23 protein-coding genes, 1 tRNA gene and 1 pseudogene are annotated in these 17685 nt (G+C 67.8%); 18 read left to right on the forward strand and 7 right to left on the reverse strand.

Annotated features, from left to right (window positions below; genetic code table 11):
- Positions 1 to 4 precede the first annotated feature (4 nt).
- From MSZK_RS03955 to MSZK_RS03975, 5 genes are read right to left on the reverse strand one after another with little or no spacing between them, the layout of a single operon-like run.
- Positions 5 to 979, reverse strand: coding sequence for an NADPH:quinone oxidoreductase family protein (locus MSZK_RS03955; RefSeq protein ID WP_099245055.1), 975 nt, complete (start codon positions 977 to 979; stop codon positions 5 to 7).
- Positions 979 to 1602 carry a TetR/AcrR family transcriptional regulator gene (locus tag MSZK_RS03960; RefSeq protein WP_099245057.1) on the reverse strand — a complete coding sequence of 208 codons (624 nt, stop codon included), beginning with the start codon at positions 1600 to 1602 and terminating at the stop codon, positions 979 to 981. Before MSZK_RS03960 ends, MSZK_RS03955 begins: the two co-directional genes overlap by 1 nt.
- Positions 1599 to 2918, reverse strand: coding sequence for an acyl-CoA dehydrogenase family protein (locus MSZK_RS03965; protein ID WP_099245059.1), 1320 nt, complete (start codon positions 2916 to 2918; stop codon positions 1599 to 1601). Before MSZK_RS03965 ends, MSZK_RS03960 begins: the two co-directional genes overlap by 4 nt.
- Positions 2919 to 2929: 11 nt before the next feature.
- Positions 2930 to 3685, reverse strand: coding sequence for an SDR family NAD(P)-dependent oxidoreductase (locus MSZK_RS03970; protein WP_099245061.1), 756 nt, complete (start codon positions 3683 to 3685; stop codon positions 2930 to 2932).
- The gene (locus MSZK_RS03975; RefSeq protein WP_099245063.1) at positions 3686 to 4729 is read right to left on the reverse strand and encodes a phosphotransferase family protein; all 1044 of its coding nucleotides are present in this window, start codon (positions 4727 to 4729) and stop codon (positions 3686 to 3688) included.
- An 87-nt stretch (positions 4730 to 4816) separates the two neighbouring features.
- On the opposite strand from MSZK_RS03975, the gene MSZK_RS03980 reads away from it, so the two are divergent.
- Genes MSZK_RS03980 through MSZK_RS03990 form a run of 3 tightly spaced genes read left to right on the forward strand, consistent with a single transcriptional unit; the run spans position 4817 to position 7675 of the window.
- Positions 4817 to 5974: a CaiB/BaiF CoA-transferase family protein gene (locus tag MSZK_RS03980; RefSeq protein ID WP_099245271.1), complete on the forward strand. Its 1158-nt coding sequence runs from the start codon at positions 4817 to 4819 to the stop codon at positions 5972 to 5974.
- Between the two features lie 53 nt (positions 5975 to 6027).
- A complete protein-coding gene (locus MSZK_RS03985) occupies positions 6028 to 6636 on the forward strand; it encodes a histidine phosphatase family protein (RefSeq protein WP_099245065.1) in 609 nt (202 codons plus the stop codon).
- A gap of 13 nt (positions 6637 to 6649) precedes the next feature.
- Positions 6650 to 7675 carry a phosphotransferase family protein gene (locus MSZK_RS03990; RefSeq protein WP_099245067.1) on the forward strand — a complete coding sequence of 342 codons (1026 nt, stop codon included), beginning with the start codon at positions 6650 to 6652 and terminating at the stop codon, positions 7673 to 7675.
- On the opposite strand, the gene MSZK_RS03995 is transcribed toward MSZK_RS03990, so the two are convergent.
- Positions 7672 to 8043, reverse strand: a complete 372-nt coding sequence (locus MSZK_RS03995; RefSeq protein WP_099245069.1) for a lipopolysaccharide assembly LapA domain-containing protein — start codon at positions 8041 to 8043, stop codon at positions 7672 to 7674. The two genes, MSZK_RS03990 and MSZK_RS03995, sit on opposite strands and share 4 nt — an antisense overlap.
- A gap of 141 nt (positions 8044 to 8184) precedes the next feature.
- On the opposite strand from MSZK_RS03995, the gene MSZK_RS04000 reads away from it, so the two are divergent.
- The 5 genes from MSZK_RS04000 to MSZK_RS04020 are packed head-to-tail and all read left to right on the forward strand — an operon-like array spanning position 8185 to position 12263.
- Positions 8185 to 9135, forward strand: coding sequence for an ABC transporter substrate-binding protein (locus tag MSZK_RS04000; RefSeq protein WP_099245071.1), 951 nt, complete (start codon positions 8185 to 8187; stop codon positions 9133 to 9135).
- The gene (locus MSZK_RS04005; protein ID WP_099245073.1) at positions 9136 to 10233 is read left to right on the forward strand and encodes an ABC transporter ATP-binding protein; all 1098 of its coding nucleotides are present in this window, start codon (positions 9136 to 9138) and stop codon (positions 10231 to 10233) included. It abuts the gene before it with no gap.
- Positions 10234 to 10237: 4 nt separating this feature from the next.
- Positions 10238 to 10879, forward strand: coding sequence for an ABC transporter permease (locus MSZK_RS04010; protein ID WP_099245075.1), 642 nt, complete (start codon positions 10238 to 10240; stop codon positions 10877 to 10879).
- Entirely contained in the window at positions 10876 to 11664 is a 789-nt protein-coding gene (locus tag MSZK_RS04015; protein WP_099245077.1) for an ABC transporter permease, read from the forward strand. Before MSZK_RS04010 ends, MSZK_RS04015 begins: the two co-directional genes overlap by 4 nt.
- Positions 11661 to 12263 carry a putative glycolipid-binding domain-containing protein gene (locus MSZK_RS04020; protein WP_099245079.1) on the forward strand — a complete coding sequence of 201 codons (603 nt, stop codon included), beginning with the start codon at positions 11661 to 11663 and terminating at the stop codon, positions 12261 to 12263. Before MSZK_RS04015 ends, MSZK_RS04020 begins: the two co-directional genes overlap by 4 nt.
- Here MSZK_RS04020 and MSZK_RS04025 read toward each other — a convergent pair.
- A complete protein-coding gene (locus MSZK_RS04025) occupies positions 12226 to 13170 on the reverse strand; it encodes a prephenate dehydrogenase (protein ID WP_233211112.1) in 945 nt (314 codons plus the stop codon). The two genes, MSZK_RS04020 and MSZK_RS04025, sit on opposite strands and share 38 nt — an antisense overlap.
- Positions 13171 to 13266: 96 nt before the next feature.
- Between MSZK_RS04025 and MSZK_RS04030 the strand changes: the two genes are divergently transcribed.
- The 10 genes and pseudogenes from MSZK_RS04030 to MSZK_RS04075 all read left to right on the forward strand — a co-directional run.
- A complete protein-coding gene (locus tag MSZK_RS04030) occupies positions 13267 to 13785 on the forward strand; it encodes a tRNA adenosine deaminase-associated protein (RefSeq protein WP_099245083.1) in 519 nt (172 codons plus the stop codon).
- The gene (locus tag MSZK_RS04035; RefSeq protein WP_099245085.1) at positions 13782 to 14246 is read left to right on the forward strand and encodes a nucleoside deaminase; all 465 of its coding nucleotides are present in this window, start codon (positions 13782 to 13784) and stop codon (positions 14244 to 14246) included. Before MSZK_RS04030 ends, MSZK_RS04035 begins: the two co-directional genes overlap by 4 nt.
- A 28-nt stretch (positions 14247 to 14274) precedes the next feature.
- A tRNA-Ser gene (locus MSZK_RS04040) sits at positions 14275 to 14365 on the forward strand.
- Positions 14366 to 14515: 150 nt separating this feature from the next.
- A complete protein-coding gene (locus MSZK_RS04045; protein WP_233211108.1) occupies positions 14516 to 14950 on the forward strand; it encodes a hypothetical protein in 435 nt (144 codons plus the stop codon).
- Positions 14951 to 15007: 57 nt separating this feature from the next.
- Positions 15008 to 15295: a hypothetical protein gene (locus tag MSZK_RS04050; RefSeq protein WP_099245087.1), complete on the forward strand. Its 288-nt coding sequence runs from the start codon at positions 15008 to 15010 to the stop codon at positions 15293 to 15295.
- A complete protein-coding gene (locus MSZK_RS04055; protein WP_099245089.1) occupies positions 15296 to 16360 on the forward strand; it encodes a WXG100 family type VII secretion target in 1065 nt (354 codons plus the stop codon). It abuts the gene before it with no gap.
- Positions 16361 to 16380: 20 nt separating this feature from the next.
- A complete protein-coding gene (locus MSZK_RS04060; RefSeq protein ID WP_158230543.1) occupies positions 16381 to 16629 on the forward strand; it encodes a hypothetical protein in 249 nt (82 codons plus the stop codon).
- Positions 16626 to 16949, forward strand: a complete 324-nt coding sequence (locus tag MSZK_RS04065) for a hypothetical protein (protein WP_099245093.1) — start codon at positions 16626 to 16628, stop codon at positions 16947 to 16949. The genes MSZK_RS04060 and MSZK_RS04065 overlap by 4 nt, the downstream gene beginning before the upstream one ends.
- Complete coding sequence (locus MSZK_RS04070) at positions 16930 to 17253, forward strand: hypothetical protein (protein WP_142389855.1); 324 nt, start codon at positions 16930 to 16932, stop codon at positions 17251 to 17253. The genes MSZK_RS04065 and MSZK_RS04070 overlap by 20 nt, the downstream gene beginning before the upstream one ends.
- Before the next feature lie 180 nt (positions 17254 to 17433).
- Positions 17434 to 17685, forward strand: a pseudogene (locus MSZK_RS04075) (hypothetical protein); the annotation flags it as partial.

The raw sequence follows: 17685 nt of genomic DNA on the forward strand, positions 1-17685 counted from the left end.
GGAGCTAGGCGACGTCGATCACGACCTTGCCGATCGCTTTGCGGTCGGCCACATAGCGCAACGCGGCGGGAGCCTGGTCCAGCGGGAAGCGCGCCCCGATGTAGGGGCGCAGCTTGCCCTCGGCGAACAGCGCCGCCAGCTCGGCGTCATCACGGCCGATCTGGTCGGGGTAGTCGGTGGCGAAGGTGCGGATCTCCATGCCCACCACGGTGATTCCCTTGAGCATCACCAGGTTCAGCGGGATCGCGGGAATCTCGCCGGCGGCATACCCCAGCGTCACGAACCGGCCGCCCCGGCCCAGCCCGCGCAAGGCCGGCTCGGAGTAACGGCCACCTACCGGATCGAGCACCACCTGCGCACCGGCCGCACCGGTGATCTCCTTGAGGCGGGCCTTGAGATCCTCGCGGTCATAGTCGATGACCTCCGTGGCGCCGCGCCGGCGGCACACCTCGAGCTTCTCGGCGCCCGACGCGGCGGCAATGACTTTGGCGCCCATCAGAACCGCGATGTCGACGGCGGCCAGGCCCACTCCGCCGCCGGCACCGAGGACCACCACCCAGTCGCCGGGCCGAACCGGAGCCACCGTGCGCAGTGTGTAGTAGGCGGTCCGGTTGGTGACCCCGAACGCGGCGGCGTCGGCGTAGTCGACACCGTCGGGTATCCGGCTCAGGCCACGGGCGTCCACCACCGCCTGTTCGGCGAAGGCGCCGACGAACGACGTCGCCGACACCCGGTCGCCGGGGCGTAAGTCCACACCGTCACCGACGGCCAGCACCTCGCCGGCCAGTTCGCTGCCCGGACTGAACGGAGGGGGCACCTTGATCTGGTACTTACCCGCAATCAGCAGGACATCGGGGTAGTTGACCGCGGCGGCACGCACTTTCACCACCACCTGTCCGGGTCCCGGGGTGGGGTCGGGCAGTTCCTCGATCGCCAGGTCCTCGGGGGTGCCGTACTCCCGGCAGACGACCGCACGCATCAGCTCATCCCTTCCGGCACCCCGAGCCCGCGCAGGCAGAACCCGACGAGGTGACTGATGTCCGTGCCTCCCGGCTCTTCGGTGGAACTCACGTAGCGTCGCATCGTGCCGACGGTACACACGAACACCGCGTCAGCATCACGGCGGGGATCGGCACTGCCCAGATCGCGGATCGGCGGCACCAGCAGATCGCGCATCGCCGCCATCGTCTCCTCCTCACCCAGCCGGCGCTTGTCGGAGTCCGACATCTGGCCGACCAGGGCCCGGCTCATGCCGATCAGTTCGGGGTCGGCCACCTGGGCGAGCGCCCCGGTGATCCAGCGGGTGATCTTGCCCGCCGGTGTGCTCTCCTTGGCCATCTGGTGTTCGAGATATGAGACAACCAGGGCGACACCGCGTTCCATGACGGCCAGCATCAGGTCGTCCTTGCCGGCGAAATAGCGGTAGAAGGCCTTGTTGGACACGCCGGCCGCAGCGACGATGTCGCTGACCCTGGGCGCGTCGGGGGAGACTCGCTGCATCACGGTGACTGCGGCGGCCAGGATGCGCTCCACCTCCTCGGTGGCCTCCCGCTGACGGTCGTCGAGGGCGCGCACGACGGCGGCCGCGGCCCGGCTGGTCATGGCGAAACGGGCAGCGCGGGAATGCGATCGACCAGATGGCCGTACTTCTCCCGCGCTCGCTCGATGCGGTTGGCCAGGAACTCGCCGGGCCAGACCGGGTCCTCGGCTTCGTAGCCGTCGAGGATCTGGCGGGCCAGGTTCACCTTGTGCGCCTCGGTGGGGCCGTCGGCCAGCCCCAGAGCCAGGCCGCCGAACAGCACCCCGGTCAGCGGCATCTGGTCGGTGAGCCCGAGCCCGCCATGGGTCTGGATGGCGCGCATGCCGATGGACTTGAGCACGTTCGGGGTCTGGATCTTGCACGCCGCGATCTCTTCCCGGGCCGCGCGTTCGCCCTGGGTGTCGATCAGCCAGGCGGCGTGTAACACCATCAACCGGAACTGGGTCAGCTCGACGAAGGAGTCGGCGACGAATGCCTGGATGAGCTGTTTGTCGGCCAGCAGACTGCCTTGGGTGAAACGGCTTTTCGCGCGCCGCGCCATCATGTCGACGGCGCGCTGGGCCACCCCGATTGAGCGCATCGCGTGATGCAGCCGCCCGCCGGCGAGCCGGGACTGCGCGACGGCGAAGCCGTGGCCCTCCTGGCCCAGCATCGCCGAGGCCGGGACCCGCACGTTGTCGTAGTGCACCAGCGAGTGGCCGGGGTCGTGCGGGTGCGAGCCGACCAGATGGTGCGTCGCCTCGATGTTCACCCCGGGGGTGTCGGCCGGGACCAGGAACGTGGAGGCGCCCCGGTGCACCGGCACGTCGGGGTCGGTGATCGCTACGACGATGAAGAACGATGCCACCGACGCATTCGACGACCAGTACTTGTGGCCGTTGATGATCCAGTCGGCGTCCGCTTCGGAGCCGTCGCGCACCGCACGGGTGGTGAACACCCGCGGGTCCGAGCCGCCCTGCGGTTCGGTCATCGAAAAAGTGGAGAAGATCTCGCCTGACAGCAATCCGGTCAGGTAGCGGTCCTTCTGTTCCTGGGTGCCGAACCTGGCGATGATCTCGGCGTTGCCGGTGTCGGGCGCCTGGGTGCCAAAGATGATCGACGACCACGTTGTGCGACCGAGAATTTCGTTGATCAGCGTGAGCTTGACGGCACCGAATCCCTGACCGCCTAGCTCGGGGCCGAGGTGCGGGGCCCACAGGCCCTGATCGCGCACCTTCTGCTTGAGCGGGTCGATGATCTGGCGGCGTTCGTCGTTGAGCGGCAGGAACTCGCAGCCGGGGAAGATCACCTCGAGCGGTTCGATCTCGTCGCGAACGAAGTTACGGATCCATTCGAGTTTCTCTTCGAACTCCGGCTCGGTGGAGAAGTCCCATGCCATGCCATTCCTCCTTACGCACCACCGTCGGCGCGAAGGATCGAGCCGGTGGTGAAACTGGACGCATCCGACATCAAGAACAGTGCGGCGCCGACGATCTCGGTAGGTTCGCCGGCCCGTTGCAGGGCGTGGTTCTTGAACGGATTGCTCTCGCCGAAGTCCCAGGCCTTGCTGATGTCGGTCAGGAACGGGCCCGGCATCAGGGTGTTCACCCGCACGGTGGGTCCGAACGCCGCGGCCAGGCCCTCGGTCATCGCGTTCAAGCCGGCCTTGGAGGCGGCGTAGGGGATGAACGACGGGTGCGGTCGCAGTGAGCCGTGGGTGCTGACGTTGATGATGACGCCGCCACCGTCGGCGACCATGCGTTCACCCACCAGTGCCGAAAGCCGGAACGGGCCTTTGAGATTCAAGTTCATCACCGCGTCGAACAACTTCTCGCTGACGTCGGTCAGCCTGTCGTAGGTGGGTGACATCCCGGCGTTGTTCACCAGCACGTCAAGCTTGCCGAATCGGTCGTAGGCCGCCTGCACCAATCCGTCGAGTTCGTCCCAGCGCCCGACGTGCACCCCATACGGCATCGCCGTGCGACCAGTCTGGTCCTCGATCTCCTTCGCGGTGGCCACGCAGGCGTCGTATTTGCGGCTGGCGATGATGACGTCGGCTCCGCAGTGTGCCGCGGCCATCGCCATCTCCCTGCCCAGGCCCCGGCTGCCACCGGTGACCAGGACCACCCGGCCGCTCAGGTCGAAGAGCTTGTCCGCGTAGCCCATTCAGGCCACCTTTCCAGATCGGGCGAGGCGGGCAGCCGTCGCGATCAGATCGGGCACCATCGCCCCGAACGCCTCGGTGATCGTCGGGTCGGCCTTGCCGCCGTTGACCGCCGCGGCGTACGTCTTCTCCAGCACGATGCCCAGCTTCCAGTTGGCGAGCACCAGATAGTAGTGAATGTTCTCGCATGACAGGCCGCTTACCTTCTCGTAGTGCGCCAGCAGCTCAGTGCGGGTGGGCATCCCGTCCATCGGCAGGTAGAAGCCGGTCTGCTTCGGGTGCTCGCCGTCATAGCCGAGCAGCGCCCAGGCGACATCGAGCAGCGGATCGCCGATGGTGGTCATCTCCCAGTCGACGATCGCGGCGAGGCGCCCCGGAGCGCCGTGGGCGTACATCACGTTGGCGAACTGGTAGTCACCGTGCATGATCCCGGGGGTGAAGTGTGCGGGCCGGTTGACGCGCAACCACTCCGAGGCGACGTCCAGGCCGGGCAGTTCGCGCACCTGGAAGGCGGCGAGAAAGGCCAACCAGCGGTCCACCTGGCGGTCGTGGAAGCCCTCGGGTTTGCCGAACCCCTCCAGCCCGTGGGCCTTCCAGTCCAGCCGGCCCAGCTTCGCGGCTCCCTCGATCAGCTGGAACGCGAGGTCGCGGCGTGCGTCGAGATCGGTGTCGAACGGACTTTCCCAGCCCCCTTCCATCGGGCTCCAGCCGTCGACTTCGGCCATCAGGTAGAACGGCACGCCCAGCACGTCGCCGGTCTCGTCGGCGGCGATCAGTTCGGCGTGCGGCACGTCGGTGCCCTTCAACGCGCGCTCCAGGCGGATCTCACGGAGCAGTTCGGCCAGCCGCCGCTCGTCGGCGCGGGGGCCGGGCATCCGCAGCACCATGCCCTGGTCACCGCGGGTGATCCGGTAGAGCATGTTCTGCGATCCGCCCTTGAGGACCTCGGCGACGGGCTGCTCGCCGGCGCCGGGCGCGTCCTGGATGTCGAGCCATCTGCCGAGGGTCACGGTGTCCAAGTCGCCGGGGTGTGCCGTTCTCGCCATGGAATTCCTCACTCTCCAGGCGGAGAATAGCATTCTCCGCGATCGGAACCACTAGCCTTTGGCGAACGCATGGCGAAAGGGGCGACGGTGGCCGGACCGCTGGAGGACATCAGGGTTGTCGAGCTCGGCGTGTGGGTCGCCGGTCCGGCCGCCGGAGGAATCCTGGCCGACTGGGGCGCCGACGTCGTCAAGATCGAACCGCCGACCGGTGACCCCGCTCGCATGTTCGGCCGGATGCTCGGGCTCGACGACGGCACCAATCCGCCGTTCGAGATGGACAACCGCTCCAAGCGCAGCATCGTGCTCGACCTGACCACCGATGGCGGACTGGCGACGGCGCGCCAATTGCTTTGCAGTGCAGACGTGTTCATCACCAACGTCCGGCCCGACGCCCTGGCCCGGCTGAATCTGGACTTTCCCGCGGTGGCTGCGCTGAACCCCGGTCTGGTGTACGGGCTGATCACCGGCTACGGCGAGACCGGGCCGGAAGCCAACCGCCCGGCCTATGACGTGGCCGCGTTCTGGGCCCGCTCGGGGGTGGCCGATCTGCTCACCCGGCCCGGCGACAGCCCGCCGTTCCAGCGCGGCGGCATGGGCGACCACGTCACCGGGATGACGCTGGCCGCGGCAATCAATGCGGCGCTGGTCGCGCGCGCTCGTACCGGCGAGGGCCAGCTGGTCACCACGTCGCTGTACCGCCAGGGCGCCTACACCGTGAGCTTCGACCTCAACACCTTTCTGCTGACCGGCAGCCCGATCGCGATTGGGCTGCGCGAGACGATGTTCAACCCGTGCATGAACAACTACCTGGCGGCCGACGGCCGGCGGTTCTGGATCGTCGGACTGGAGGCCGATCGCCACTGGCCGTCGCTGTGCCGGGCGGTGGGCCACCCGGAATGGTGCGGCGACACCAGGTTTGCCACTGCCAGGGATCGCGCGGTGCATTCCCGAGAGCTCATCGCGACGCTCGACGAGATCTTCGCGACCAGAACCTTGGCCGAGTGGGCCGAGGCATTCGACGCCGAGCCCGACCTGTTCTGGTCGCCGGTGAACTCCATGGAGGACGTGCTCGGCGACGAACAGTTCCACGCCGCGGGCGGTCTGGTCGACGTCCCCGACGGCGGCCCGATGATCGCCACCCCGGCCGACTTTCACGGCACGCCCTGGGCGCCGCGCTCGGCGGCCCCGGCGCTCGGCGAGCACACCGAGCAGATCCTGGCCGAGCTCGCCGAGGACGCGCGATAGCGTCACTGCTGACACTTCGGCGCCGCCGAGCTCGGGAAAGGACCGTCTCAGTCATGCAGTTGCTGCTCGTCAGGCACGCGTTGCCCCATCGGACCGAGGCCGGTGAGGGCGCCGACCCCGAGCTGTCCGAGGACGGCTGGCAGCAGGCCCGGCGGCTGCCCGAGGCGCTGGCCCGATTCCCGCTCACCCGGCTGGTCAGCAGTCCGCAGCGGCGGGCGATCCAGACCGCCGAACCCGTCTCCCGGGCCATCGGACTGACCCCCGACATCGACGAGCGGCTCGCCGAGTACGACCGCGGATTGACGCACTACGTGCCGATCGAACAGGTGCGCACCGAACGGCCCGAGGAGTGGGCCCGGATGGCGCAGGGGCATCTGCCCAGCAGTGTGGACGAGGGCGAGTTCCGCGCCCGGGTGGCGGCGGCGCTGTCCGACATCGTCGCCACGTCCGGTCATGACGACACGGTGGCCGTGTTCAGTCACGGTGGCGTGATCAACGTGATCCTGCACGAGCTGCTGGGCACCAGGCGGCTGCTGTCGTTCCCGATCGACTACGTGTCGATCACCCGCCTGCTCTATGCCCGCAGCGGGCAGGCCACCGTGGCGGCGGTCAACACCACCGAGCATGTGTGGGACCTCTTGCCGCGCAATCAGCGCTATTAGCTATACATAGCTGATGACTGCACCCGACGGGCTCGACCTGGTGGCACTCGACCGGCATCTGCGCGCGGTGGGCATCCCACGCAGCGGCGAGCTGCGGGGCGAGTTCATCTCCGGCGGCCGCTCCAACCTGACCTTCCTGGTCTTCGACGACGCCTCCAAGTGGGTACTGCGCCGCCCGCCGCTGCATGGCCTCACCCCCTCGGCCCACGACATGGGCCGCGAGTACCGGGTGGTGGCCGCGCTGGCCGGCAGCGCGGTGCCGGTGGCGCGGGCGGTCACCATGCGTGACGACGACTCGGTGCTGGGAGCACCGTTCCAGATGGTCGAATACGTCGCGGGCAATGTCGTGCGCAGCCGCGCCGAGCTGGACGCCCTCGGCGGCCCCGATGTGGTGGGCGCGTGCGTCGACAGCCTGATCCGCGTCCTGGTCGATCTGCACGAGGTCGACCCGAACGCCGTGGGCCTGAGCGATTTCGGGAAACCGACGGGCTATCTCGAACGGCAGGTGCGGCGCTGGGGTTCGCAGTGGCAGCATGTCCGGCTGCCCGAGGATGACCGCGACCGCGACGTCGAGCGGCTGCACACCAAGCTCGCCGACGCCGTTCCCGAACAGAGCCGCACCTCGATCGTGCACGGCGACTACCGCATCGACAACACGATCCTGGCCGCCGAGGATCCGACTGTCGTTCGGGCCGTGCTGGATTGGGAGATGTCCACCCTCGGCGATCCGCTCGCGGATGCCGCGCTGATGTGTGTACACCGCGATCCGGCGCTGAACCTGATCCTCAACGAGGAGACGGCCTGGACGGCGCCGCAGATGCCGTCCGCCGACGAACTGGCGCATCGGTATTCGGTGGTGTCCGGAAACCCGCTGGCGCACTGGGATTTCCAGATGGCGCTTGGCTACTTCAAGCTGGCGATCATCGCCGCCGGTATCGACTTCCGCCGGCGGATGGCGGCCGGGCACCCGGACACCGACGACCGTGCGGGGCAGGCCGTCGCGGTCCTGATCAGTCGTGGTCTGGAGACGTTGAGCTAGGTCTTCCTGGCTGCTTTGAGGTTCTTCTTCGCCACCCGGCGGAGTTGGAAGATCCGGGCCGCACCGGCGAGCACGGTCACCAGGCCGCCGCACACCGCCGCGGCGAGGACTCCGACACCCAGCGGCAGCGACCAGCGCCAGCCCAGGAAGGCCACGGTCACCGCGTTGGTGTTCTGGGCGATGAAGATCAGCAGGATCGTCAGCACCAAAAACCCGGCGATCACCGAAGACCACAACGCCGCTGCCCGGGTGAACTTCACTTCGGACACGTTGGTCACCGGCCCCGGCGCGGGCGGTTCCGGGACCGGCGGTGCCGGCGGAACCGGGGGCGTGGGCTCGTCGCGCGGGCCCAGCGGTTCACTGCTCATGGCGCCATCTTTGCCCGTTTCCGGCCATAAGGAAACCATCGCGGCGAAACGTCACCATGTCGTTCGTCGTGATCCAAACGCGGGCGGGTCGCGGACACTGCCGTTACTGTCGGTGAAACGGGTCGGGGTGAAAGGACGCTCATGAACGCGTCGCGGGGCGGATTGCGACTCTGGTTGGTGGCGACTTTGCTCCTGCTCGTCGGGCCGGTGGCGGCATGCGGCAGCGCCAATCCCCTGGGCGGCGGGTCGGCGTCGGGTGACCTGAAGACGCTCGTCGTGGGTTCGGCGGACTTTCCGGAATCGAAGATCATCGCCGAGATCTACGCTCAGGCCTTGGAGGCGAACGGTTTCACGGTCGGGCGGCAGTTCGGTATCGGCAGCCGTGAGACCTATATCCCCGCCGTGCGTGACCACTCGATCGACCTGGTGCCCGAATACACCGGAAACCTGTTGCAGTACTTCGATCCCAAGACCACCGTGACCACGCCTGAGCAGGTGGAGCTCGCGTTGGTCCGGGCGCTGCCCGGCGACCTGTCGATCCTCACTCCGTCACCGGCCAACGACACCGACACCGTGGCGGTTTCCGAATCCACCGCGCAGAAATGGAATCTCAAGACCATCGGCGACCTCGCGGCGCATTCCGCCGAGGTCAAGTTCGGCGCACCCTCGGAGTTCCTGAACCGCACCGAGGGACTGCCGGGGCTGAAAGCCAAGTACGGCCTGGACATCAAGCCGGACAACTTCGTCGCGATCAGTGACGGTGGCGGTCCGGCGACCGTACGCGCACTCGTGGACGGCACGGTCACCGCCGCCGACATCTTCAGCACCTCGCCGGCGATCCCGCAGAACAAGCTCGTGGTACTGGAGGATCCGAAGAACAACTTCCTGGCCGCCAACGTTGTGCCGCTGGTCAGTTCGCAGAAGAAGTCCGACGAACTCAAGAAGGTGCTCGACGCGGTGTCGGCGAAGCTGAGCACCGAGGGCCTCATCGAACTCAACACCGCCGTGTCCGGCAACTCCGGCGTGGACCCCGACGAAGCCGCACAGAAGTGGATCCGCGACAACGGATTCGACAAGCCGATCGGGAAATAGATGATCACTTTCGAAGCGGTCACCAAGACGTACCCGGACGGCACCGTCGCCGTCGACAACCTGAGCATGGAGGTGCCGACCGGCACCCTGACGGTCTTCGTCGGACCGTCGGGATGCGGCAAGACCACCTCGATGCGGATGATCAACCGGATGATCGAGCCCAGCTCGGGCACGATCACGGTCGACGGCCGTGACATCGCCACCGTCGACCCGGTGAAGCTCCGGCTCGGCATCGGCTACGTGATCCAGAGCGGCGGCCTGATGCCGCACCAGCGGGTGATCGACAACGTCGCGACCGTGCCGGTACTCAAGGGCGAGTCCCGCCGGGCGGCCCGCAAGGCCGCCTACGCGGTGCTGGAGCGGGTGGGTCTGGACCCCAAGCTGGGCGACCGGTATCCGGCGCAACTGTCCGGCGGCCAGCAGCAACGCGTCGGGGTGGCCCGTGCGCTCGCGGCTGACCCGCCGGTGCTGTTGATGGACGAACCGTTCTCCGCGGTCGACCCGGTGGTGCGCGACGAACTGCAGGCCGAAATCCTGCGCCTGCAGGGCGAATTGCGCAAGACGATCGTGTTCGTCACGCACGACATCGACGAGGCCATCAAGCTGGGCGACCGCGTCGCGGTGTTCGGGCCGGGTGGCACCCTGCAGCAGTACGACGCCCCGGCACGGCTGCTGTCCAATCCCGCCAACGAGTTCGTCTCGGGATTCATCGGTACCGACCGCGGCTACCGCGGTCTGCAGTTCCGGGAGGCGACCGGACTCCCACTGCACGACATCGCGACCGTCAGCGAAGACGAGATCGACGCGCTGTCGCTGGATGCCGGACAGTGGCGGCTGGTGACCAAGTCCGACGGCAGGCCGTATGCCTGGATCAACGCCGAGGGCGTCGCACTGCACCGGGGCGGAAGCTCGTTGTACGACAGCACCATTGCGGGGGGATCGCTGTTCGGGCCGGGTGGCACGTTGCGGCTGGCGCTGGATGCGGCGCTGTCGTCGCCCGCCGGGCTCGGGGTGGCCGTCGACGACGACGGGCAGGTGATCGGCGGGGTACGGGCCGACGACGTTCTCGCAGCACTGGAATCGCAACGACGGGGGTGAGCGCGTGAACTATCTGCTCACCCATCTCGACAAGGCGTGGGCGCTGACGGTGATCCACCTTCGGCTGTCGTTGATCCCGGTGGTGCTCGGCTTGGTCATCGCGGTGCCCCTGGGCGCCTACGTGTGGCGGACAACGGCGCTGCGTCGGTTGACCACGGTGACGGCGAGCATCATCTTCACCATTCCGTCGCTGGCGCTGTTCGTGGTGCTACCGCTGATCATTCCGACCCGGATTCTCGACGAGGCGAACGTCATCGTCGCGCTCACCCTCTACACCACCGCGCTGCTGGTCCGGGCGGTGCCCGAAGCGTTGGACGCGGTGCCCGCCCAGGTCCGCGACGCGGCCACCGCCGTCGGCTACACCCGGGTCTCCCGGATGCTCAAAGTCGAACTGCCGCTGTCCATTCCGGTTCTCATCGCGGGGCTGCGGGTGGTGGCGGTGACCAACATCTCGATGGTGTCGGTGGGGTCGGTCATCGGGATCGGCGGGCTGGGCACCTGGTTCACCGAGGGCTATCAGGCCGACAAGAGCGACCAGATCGTCGCCGGGATCATCGCGATCTTCCTGCTGGCCATCGTCATCGACGTGCTGATCCTGCTGGCCGGTCGGCTGATCACCCCGTGGGCCAGGGTGAAGGCGTCATGAACTTCCTGCATCAGGCGCTCGCCTACATCTTCACCTCGGCCAACTGGGCAGGTAAGGCCGGTCTCGGGATGCGCATCCTCGAGCACCTGCAGTACACCGCGGTGGCCGTCGTCTTCTCGGCGCTGATCGCCATCCCGATCGGCATGCTGATCGGGCACACCGGGCGCGGCACCTTTTTGGTGGTCACCGGCGTCAATGCGCTGCGCGCGCTGCCGACTCTGGGGGTTCTGCTGCTCGGGGTGCTGCTGTGGGGGCTGGGACTGCTGCCGCCGACGGTTGCGCTGATGCTGCTGGGCATCCCACCGCTGCTGGCGGGCACCTACGCCGGGATCGCCAACGTCGACCCGACGGTGGTCGACGCCGCCCGGTCGATGGGGATGACCGAGACGCGGGTTTTGCTGCGTGTCGAGGTGCCCAATGCGCTGCCGCTGATCCTGGGTGGGTTGCGCACCGCCACCCTGCAGGTGGTCGCGACGGCAACGGTGGCCGCGTACGCCAGCCTGGGCGGGCTCGGGCGCTACCTGATCGACGGCATCAAGGTCCGCCAGTTCTACCTCGCCCTGGTGGGTGCGTTGCTGGTGACGGTGTTGGCGCTGGTTCTCGACGGACTGCTCGCGCTGGCGGTGTGGGCCTCGGTGCCCGGCAGCGGCCGATTCCGGCGGATGCCCCAGCCGTTGCTCGACGACGAGGTGAGTTTCGACGCTCACGCCCACACGTCACGGAAGGGTCGCACTTCGCCACCTGGTTACGAACGGGGTGGTCCGTCGCATACGGTAGACGGGTGAGTGCAGCCAACGATGCGACAGAAAGCGCCTGGCCTGCGATCCTGACCTGGCGCGCACACGACGATTCACGGATGGAATCGACTCGGGTGCAGCTATCGGGCAATCGGATCAAGGCATATGGCCGCATCGTGGCCGCGGCCGCCGAAACGCACCCCCCGTTCAGCGCGTCCTACGACTTGGTGACCGACGAGACCGGCGCCACCAAGCGGCTGTCGATGAGCGTCACCCTCGCCGAGCGGGATCGGCAATTGTCGATCGCCCGCGACGAGGAAAACATGTGGCTGATCACCGACCACCAGGGCCAGACGCGCGCCTCCTACGAGGGCGCGCTCGACGTCGACGTGGTGTTCAGCCCGTTCTTCAACGCGCTGCCGATCCGGCGCACCGGCCTGTACCGACGGGTCGACTCGATCAGCTTGCCCGTGGTGTACGTGAGTTTGCCGGACCTGACCGTCAAGCAGGCGACGATCAGCTACAGCAGCTCCGGCGCCGACAGCGGGGAGGGCATCAAGCTGCACTCGCCGGTCGCCGAGACCACGATCACCGTCGATGCCGACGGATTCATCGTCGACTATCCAGGATTGGCAAAGCGGATCTGATCACACCGCCGGCCCGGCCGGCGGCAGCCAGCTCTTCACGCCAGTTCTCCTCACCGATGGCGATCGTCACGATCTGTGGGCGCGAGAAGCTGTCGTAGCGGGCGCGGGCCGCATGACCGGCCTCGACCAGTTCGGCCACCGAGGTCTTCTCGGCCAGCGACTCGCGGGCCTGGGTCAGCAGCTCCAGCGCACGGTCCAGGGCGGGCAGCAGCTGGCCCGAATTGGCCTCACACATCGCGCGCACCAGGTCGGGGGCGGTGGCCGCGACCCGGGTGCCGTCCCGGAACGAACCGGCCGCCAGGGCGAACGCCAGCGGCACCTCGCCTGCCGTCACCGCCAGCGCTTCGGCCAGCAGGTGCGGCAGGTGCGAGATGCTGGCGGCCGCCGCGTCGTGCTCCTCGGACTTGGCCGGGACCACCACGGCATGGCAGTCCAGCGCCAGATCCATTGCCTGCGCCCACACGTGGGCGTCGACGTGTTCGTCGACGCCGAGGACCCAGGGCGCGCCGGTGAACAACCGGGCGTCGCCCGCGTTCCAGCCCGAGTGCGCGGTGCCGGCCATCGGGTGACCGCCGACGTAGCGGTCGAGCAATCCGGCGCGGCGCACCTCGTCGAGGACAGCGCCCTTGACGCTGATGACATCGGTCAGCGGGCAGTCGGCGGCGACATCCTTGATGTGGCCCAGCAGCAGCGAGACGGCAGGCATGGGGACCGCCAGCACGAGCAGGGCCTGGCGCTCGGCGGACCACTGCAGTGCCTCGGTGAGATCGGTGGTGGCGTCGAAGCCGTCGAAGCGGGCCGCCTGGGCGCCCTCGACGGACCGGTTGTACCCGTACGCCTCACGCCCGGCGGCGACCGCGGCGCGCAACACCGACCCGCCGATGAGTCCGAGGCCGAGGACGCACACCGGTGTCTTGGTCACCTGTCCAGGTTGACACACCGATGCGGCGCTGCCGATGAGTACCTGGTCAAAAGGCCTGATCAGCGACTAGCGTATGCGGCCATGGAGGCACAGCGCGCCCAGAACAGCCCCGGGTCGGACGCCCCGGACGGCTTTGCGGTGGCTGTTGTCCGCGAGGATGGCAAGTGGCGTTGCTCGGCCATGAGCGCAAAGGTGTTGACCAGCCTCAGCGCGGCGGAGACGGAGTTGCGAGAAATGCGCAGCGCCGGAGCGGTGTTCGGGCTGCTGGACATCGACGACGAGTTTTTCCTCATCGTGCGGCCGGCGCCGGCGGGTACTCGGCTGCTGCTCTCGGATGCGACGGCGGCGCTGGATTACGACATTGCCGCCGAGGCGCTGGAGACCTTGGACGCCGACATCGCCCCCGAAGACCTCGAGGATGCCGATCCGTTCGAGGAGGGTGACCTCGGCCTGCTGGCCGATATCGGGCTGCCCGAGCCGGTGCTGAGCGTGATCCTCGACGAGACCGACCTGTATGCCGACGAGCAGCTGGGCCGGATCGCGCGGGAGATGGGTTTTGCCGACGAGTTGGCAGCCGTGCTCGACCGCCTCGATCGGTGAGCTCCGCTGACCAGGTGCTGATCCGGGCTGCCATCGATGCTGCCGGTTTGGCCGGCCCCGACGACGTACCGATCGGTGCCGTGGTGTTCGGCCCGGACGGAGTCGAGCTGGCCCGCGCCGCCAACGCCCGTGAACAGCTGGGCGACCCGACCGCGCACGCCGAGATCTTGGCGCTGCGGGCGGCCGCGCGGGTGTACGGCGACGGTTGGCGGCTGGAAGGCACCACGCTGGCGGTGACCGTCGAGCCGTGCACGATGTGCGCGGGGGCGCTGGTGATGGCCCGGGTGGCGCGCGTGGTGTTCGGCGCGTGGGAGCCCAAAACCGGTGCGGCAGGTTCACTGTGGGACGTGGTGCGCGACCGGCGGCTGACGCATCGGCCGGAGGTACGCGGGGGAGTGCTCGAAGGTGAGTGCGCCGCGCTGCTGGAGGGGTTTTTCGCTCGTCACCGCGATTTGGGTTAGTCCGGCTGCGACCCGTAAGCTCTTCGGCGGTGGCGTGTCCGAGCGGCCTAAGGAGCACGCCTCGAAAGCGTGTGACGGGTAACCCCCGTCCGAGGGTTCAAATCCCTCCGCCACCGCCATAAGCCCCGGACCCCGTTGTGGGTGCGGGGTTTTTGTTCGCCGACGGTGCGGGTTCTCGGTGGTGCCGGCACGCAATTTCACCGACGACCCGCACGCTCGGCGGGCGGAATTGCCCGCGGAGCCCCGGACGTTCGGCGAAGATAGTGAGCATGGCGAACGATATGCGGACCCGGGTGCTCCTTCTCGTCGCGCCGGTTGTGGTGGTGGGTTCAATGCTCGGCACTCCGAGTGCTACGGCGGACGATTCGGCGTGCAGTTCGGTCGGCCAGTACTGCAGCTTCTACTCGCCGTCGCGCAACATCAGTTGTGAGATCAACACCGGCGGGCGGGTCGGCCAGGATTCGGTGTACTGCCAGACCGTCACCCCGCCCCAGTCGGTCACGATGGATCCCACGGGGGCGTTCCAGTCCTGCTCGGGGGTCAGTTGCCTGGGTAACCCCGGGCAGGGCACTGCCACCCTGCCCTACGGCCAGAGCAGGGCGCTGGGGCCGTTTCAGTGCCTCTCGGCAGAAAACGGCGTGACCTGCACCGCTGCCGGTCGCGGGTTTCTGATCTCGCGTAGCGGCATCGCCACGGCGGCCTGAGACGGCGCCGGATTGTGGTGACTTGCCGGCCGAAAGTCAGCACCTAGACTCGACCGCATGGGTTTGCTGGACACGAATTGCGACGGCTTGGCGCAGCTGGCAGCGCACTGCCGGTCCCAGGCAGTGGCGCTCGCCGGCGCACCAGCTGCCGATTCCGTCGGCGCCGGATTTCAGGCCACCGCGGCTGCGGTCAACGACGCGAACGCCGAGACCGCCCGTGCATCGCAGGTGATGGCTGCTCGGATGCACGACACGGCCGCGCAGTTGGCCTCCGCGGCCGCGCACTTCGCAACCACCGACCAGCAGTCCGCGGCCCGCCTTCGCCAACTGGTGCCGGAGGTCTAGATGTCTGCCGGCGGTGCGGCTCCGTCGTTGTCTCAGGTCCGCGCCTGGGACACCGGGCACCTGGCCGAGGCCGCCGACCGATGGACCCAGCGCGCCACCCGGTGGGAGGCTGCGTTCACCGATGTGTCGGCGCAGATCGCCAGCCCCGGTGGGACGCCCTGGGACGGGGTGGCCGCCGAAGCCGCGCAGCAGCGGGCCTACACGGACCGGCTCACGGTCACCGGGCTGGCGGATCGGCTCCACGATGCCGCCGGAGTCGCACGGCGCGGAGCGGATCAGATCGGCTACGCCAGGCAACGAGTCCTCGAGTCCGTGCGCGCCGCCGAGCAATCCGGATTCACTGTCGGCGAGCACTTTTCAGTGACCAGCCGAGAAGCCGTCAGCTCAGTCCGGCTCGCCGCGCGGCAGGCCCAAGCGAACGCGTTCGCCGCCCAGATTCGCGAACGCGTCGGCGAGCTGATTGCCGCCGACCGACAGGCAGCGGCCGAAATAGCGCGCGCGACAACGGGTATCGGGGATGCTACGTTCGACGGCAATCAACGCGCAGATGGCGACGGCGCGGTGAGACTCGTCGACTTCAAACAGTCACCCGACGGTGGATATGGCAGCTATCACTACGGCTACTCCTTCAGCACCTCGGAGAGCTGGACCAAAGAACAGATAATGAGCGAGATCCAAAAGCACTTCAACAACTACTTCACCTTCACTGCGGACCAGGGTGAACTGACCACCGGCGCCGTCCTGAACTTGAAGGGACCATTGGGTGAGGCCGAGCCGGTAAAGGTCACGAGCATCACCCCCGACAGCTTTTCCTTCATTTCCCTTCCTGGACACAATGAAGGTGCTGGCCGCACAATAACTTTCAGCATCGTGCCGTCGAAAGACAACCCCGTTCCGGGAAGGCTCAGCTGGGAATTGCGAGTGGCTGCTGGCGGTCCGCTCTCGAAAGGCAGCTTGGTGCCGGGCGCAAGCTGGTTGAATAAGGGCGTCTGGCAGGTATTTGCGGACAACCTTCAAACACGGCTACCCGCGGCGCCCGCACGACCGGGGCTGGCGATGGCGTGATGGCCACCCGAAAGCGTGCAGTGATCGCCGCCATCGTCGGTGCGGCTGCCGGCTACCTCATCTGGCTCGGAGCGACGACGATCATCGTCGCGACTGTGCCAACCCGCTATTGGGTGATGTCGGTTGCCGTCCTGTTGGCCGCACTCGCCGCGGGCGCCTTCACGATGGCCGTGCGTTATAAGGGCACCGCCAAGGCCATGGCGTTCTGGTGTGCGCCGGCGTTACCGATACTGGTGAGCCTGTATTTGCTCATTCTGGTTGTGACATGAGGGGGCCGCTGCCGTTGTCCGGCAAGGCTTCCTGGTCGGTGGCCACGTGGACGCTGCCCTTTGTCGTTCAGCCGCTGCTGGGCGTGGTGCTTGTCGCGATGTGGCTCCTGGGTAAGACGGGGTTGCCCAACAACACCTTTGCCAGCCAGCGCACGCTCGTGCTGCTGGCGACGGGAATAGCGGTGATCGTCGCGCTGGTCTGCGCCGGCCTGCTGTTCCCGCGGAAGTCACCGACCGCGCGCGGTCTCGCCTTGAGTACGGCGGGATCGGCCGCCCTTGTCGCGATCGGGGCGGTGGCATATGCCTGCTGGCTTTTCTGATGACCCGCCCGACGAGCGCCCGACGAGCGAGAAATACGGCAGGGCAGGCTTTGTCGCGACGTCACTGACCGTGCTCGTGCTGGAGTTCATCACCTGGGTCTTCCTGCTGTACTGGTACTTTCTGCCGGTCACCGCCGTGCCGGCCGCGGCGCTCGCCGCGCTGATCGGGTACCTGCTCAAGCGATCACGTGGGACAGCCGCACAAGTCGGGCAGGGCATTCTCATCGGCGCCTTGGCTGCCCCGCTCACGATGGCGATCTTCATTCCCGCCTGGATCCTGGCCCAAGCGATCGGTCCGCTGTGACGCCGAGCGTGTGGGTTATCGGTGAAATTTCGTGAGATACCGACGACAACCCCCACGCTGAGGCACCCGTCAGCGATCCTGCGCCACCGCTGTGAATCACTGAGGAGGCATCGCGATTCCCAGGAAACTGGCCTACCCTGGCGGTTTGCACACACAGCGCGGTAGGCCAGGGGGTACATGATGACGACCGCTTCGACAGGCACTCGACGGCTGCTGTATGCCGCAGTCGGATTGGTGATCGCGGCCGCCCCCGCGGTCGCCGTCTTCGCCGGTATCGGTGCGCCCGCGCCGCGGCTGGCCGCCCAGTGCCAGGACACCGACACCGAGGACAGTTTCTCGATGGACTGCGCGCCGACGATCATCCCCGACACCAGCGACCAGCTCACCGAGGCCGAGGTCGCCGAGCCCGGCTTCAACGCGGTGCCCCACGAC

Origin of the sequence: Mycobacterium sp. shizuoka-1, from assembly GCF_002723835.1 — a bacterium.
GTDB lineage: Bacteria > Actinomycetota > Actinomycetes > Mycobacteriales > Mycobacteriaceae > Mycobacterium.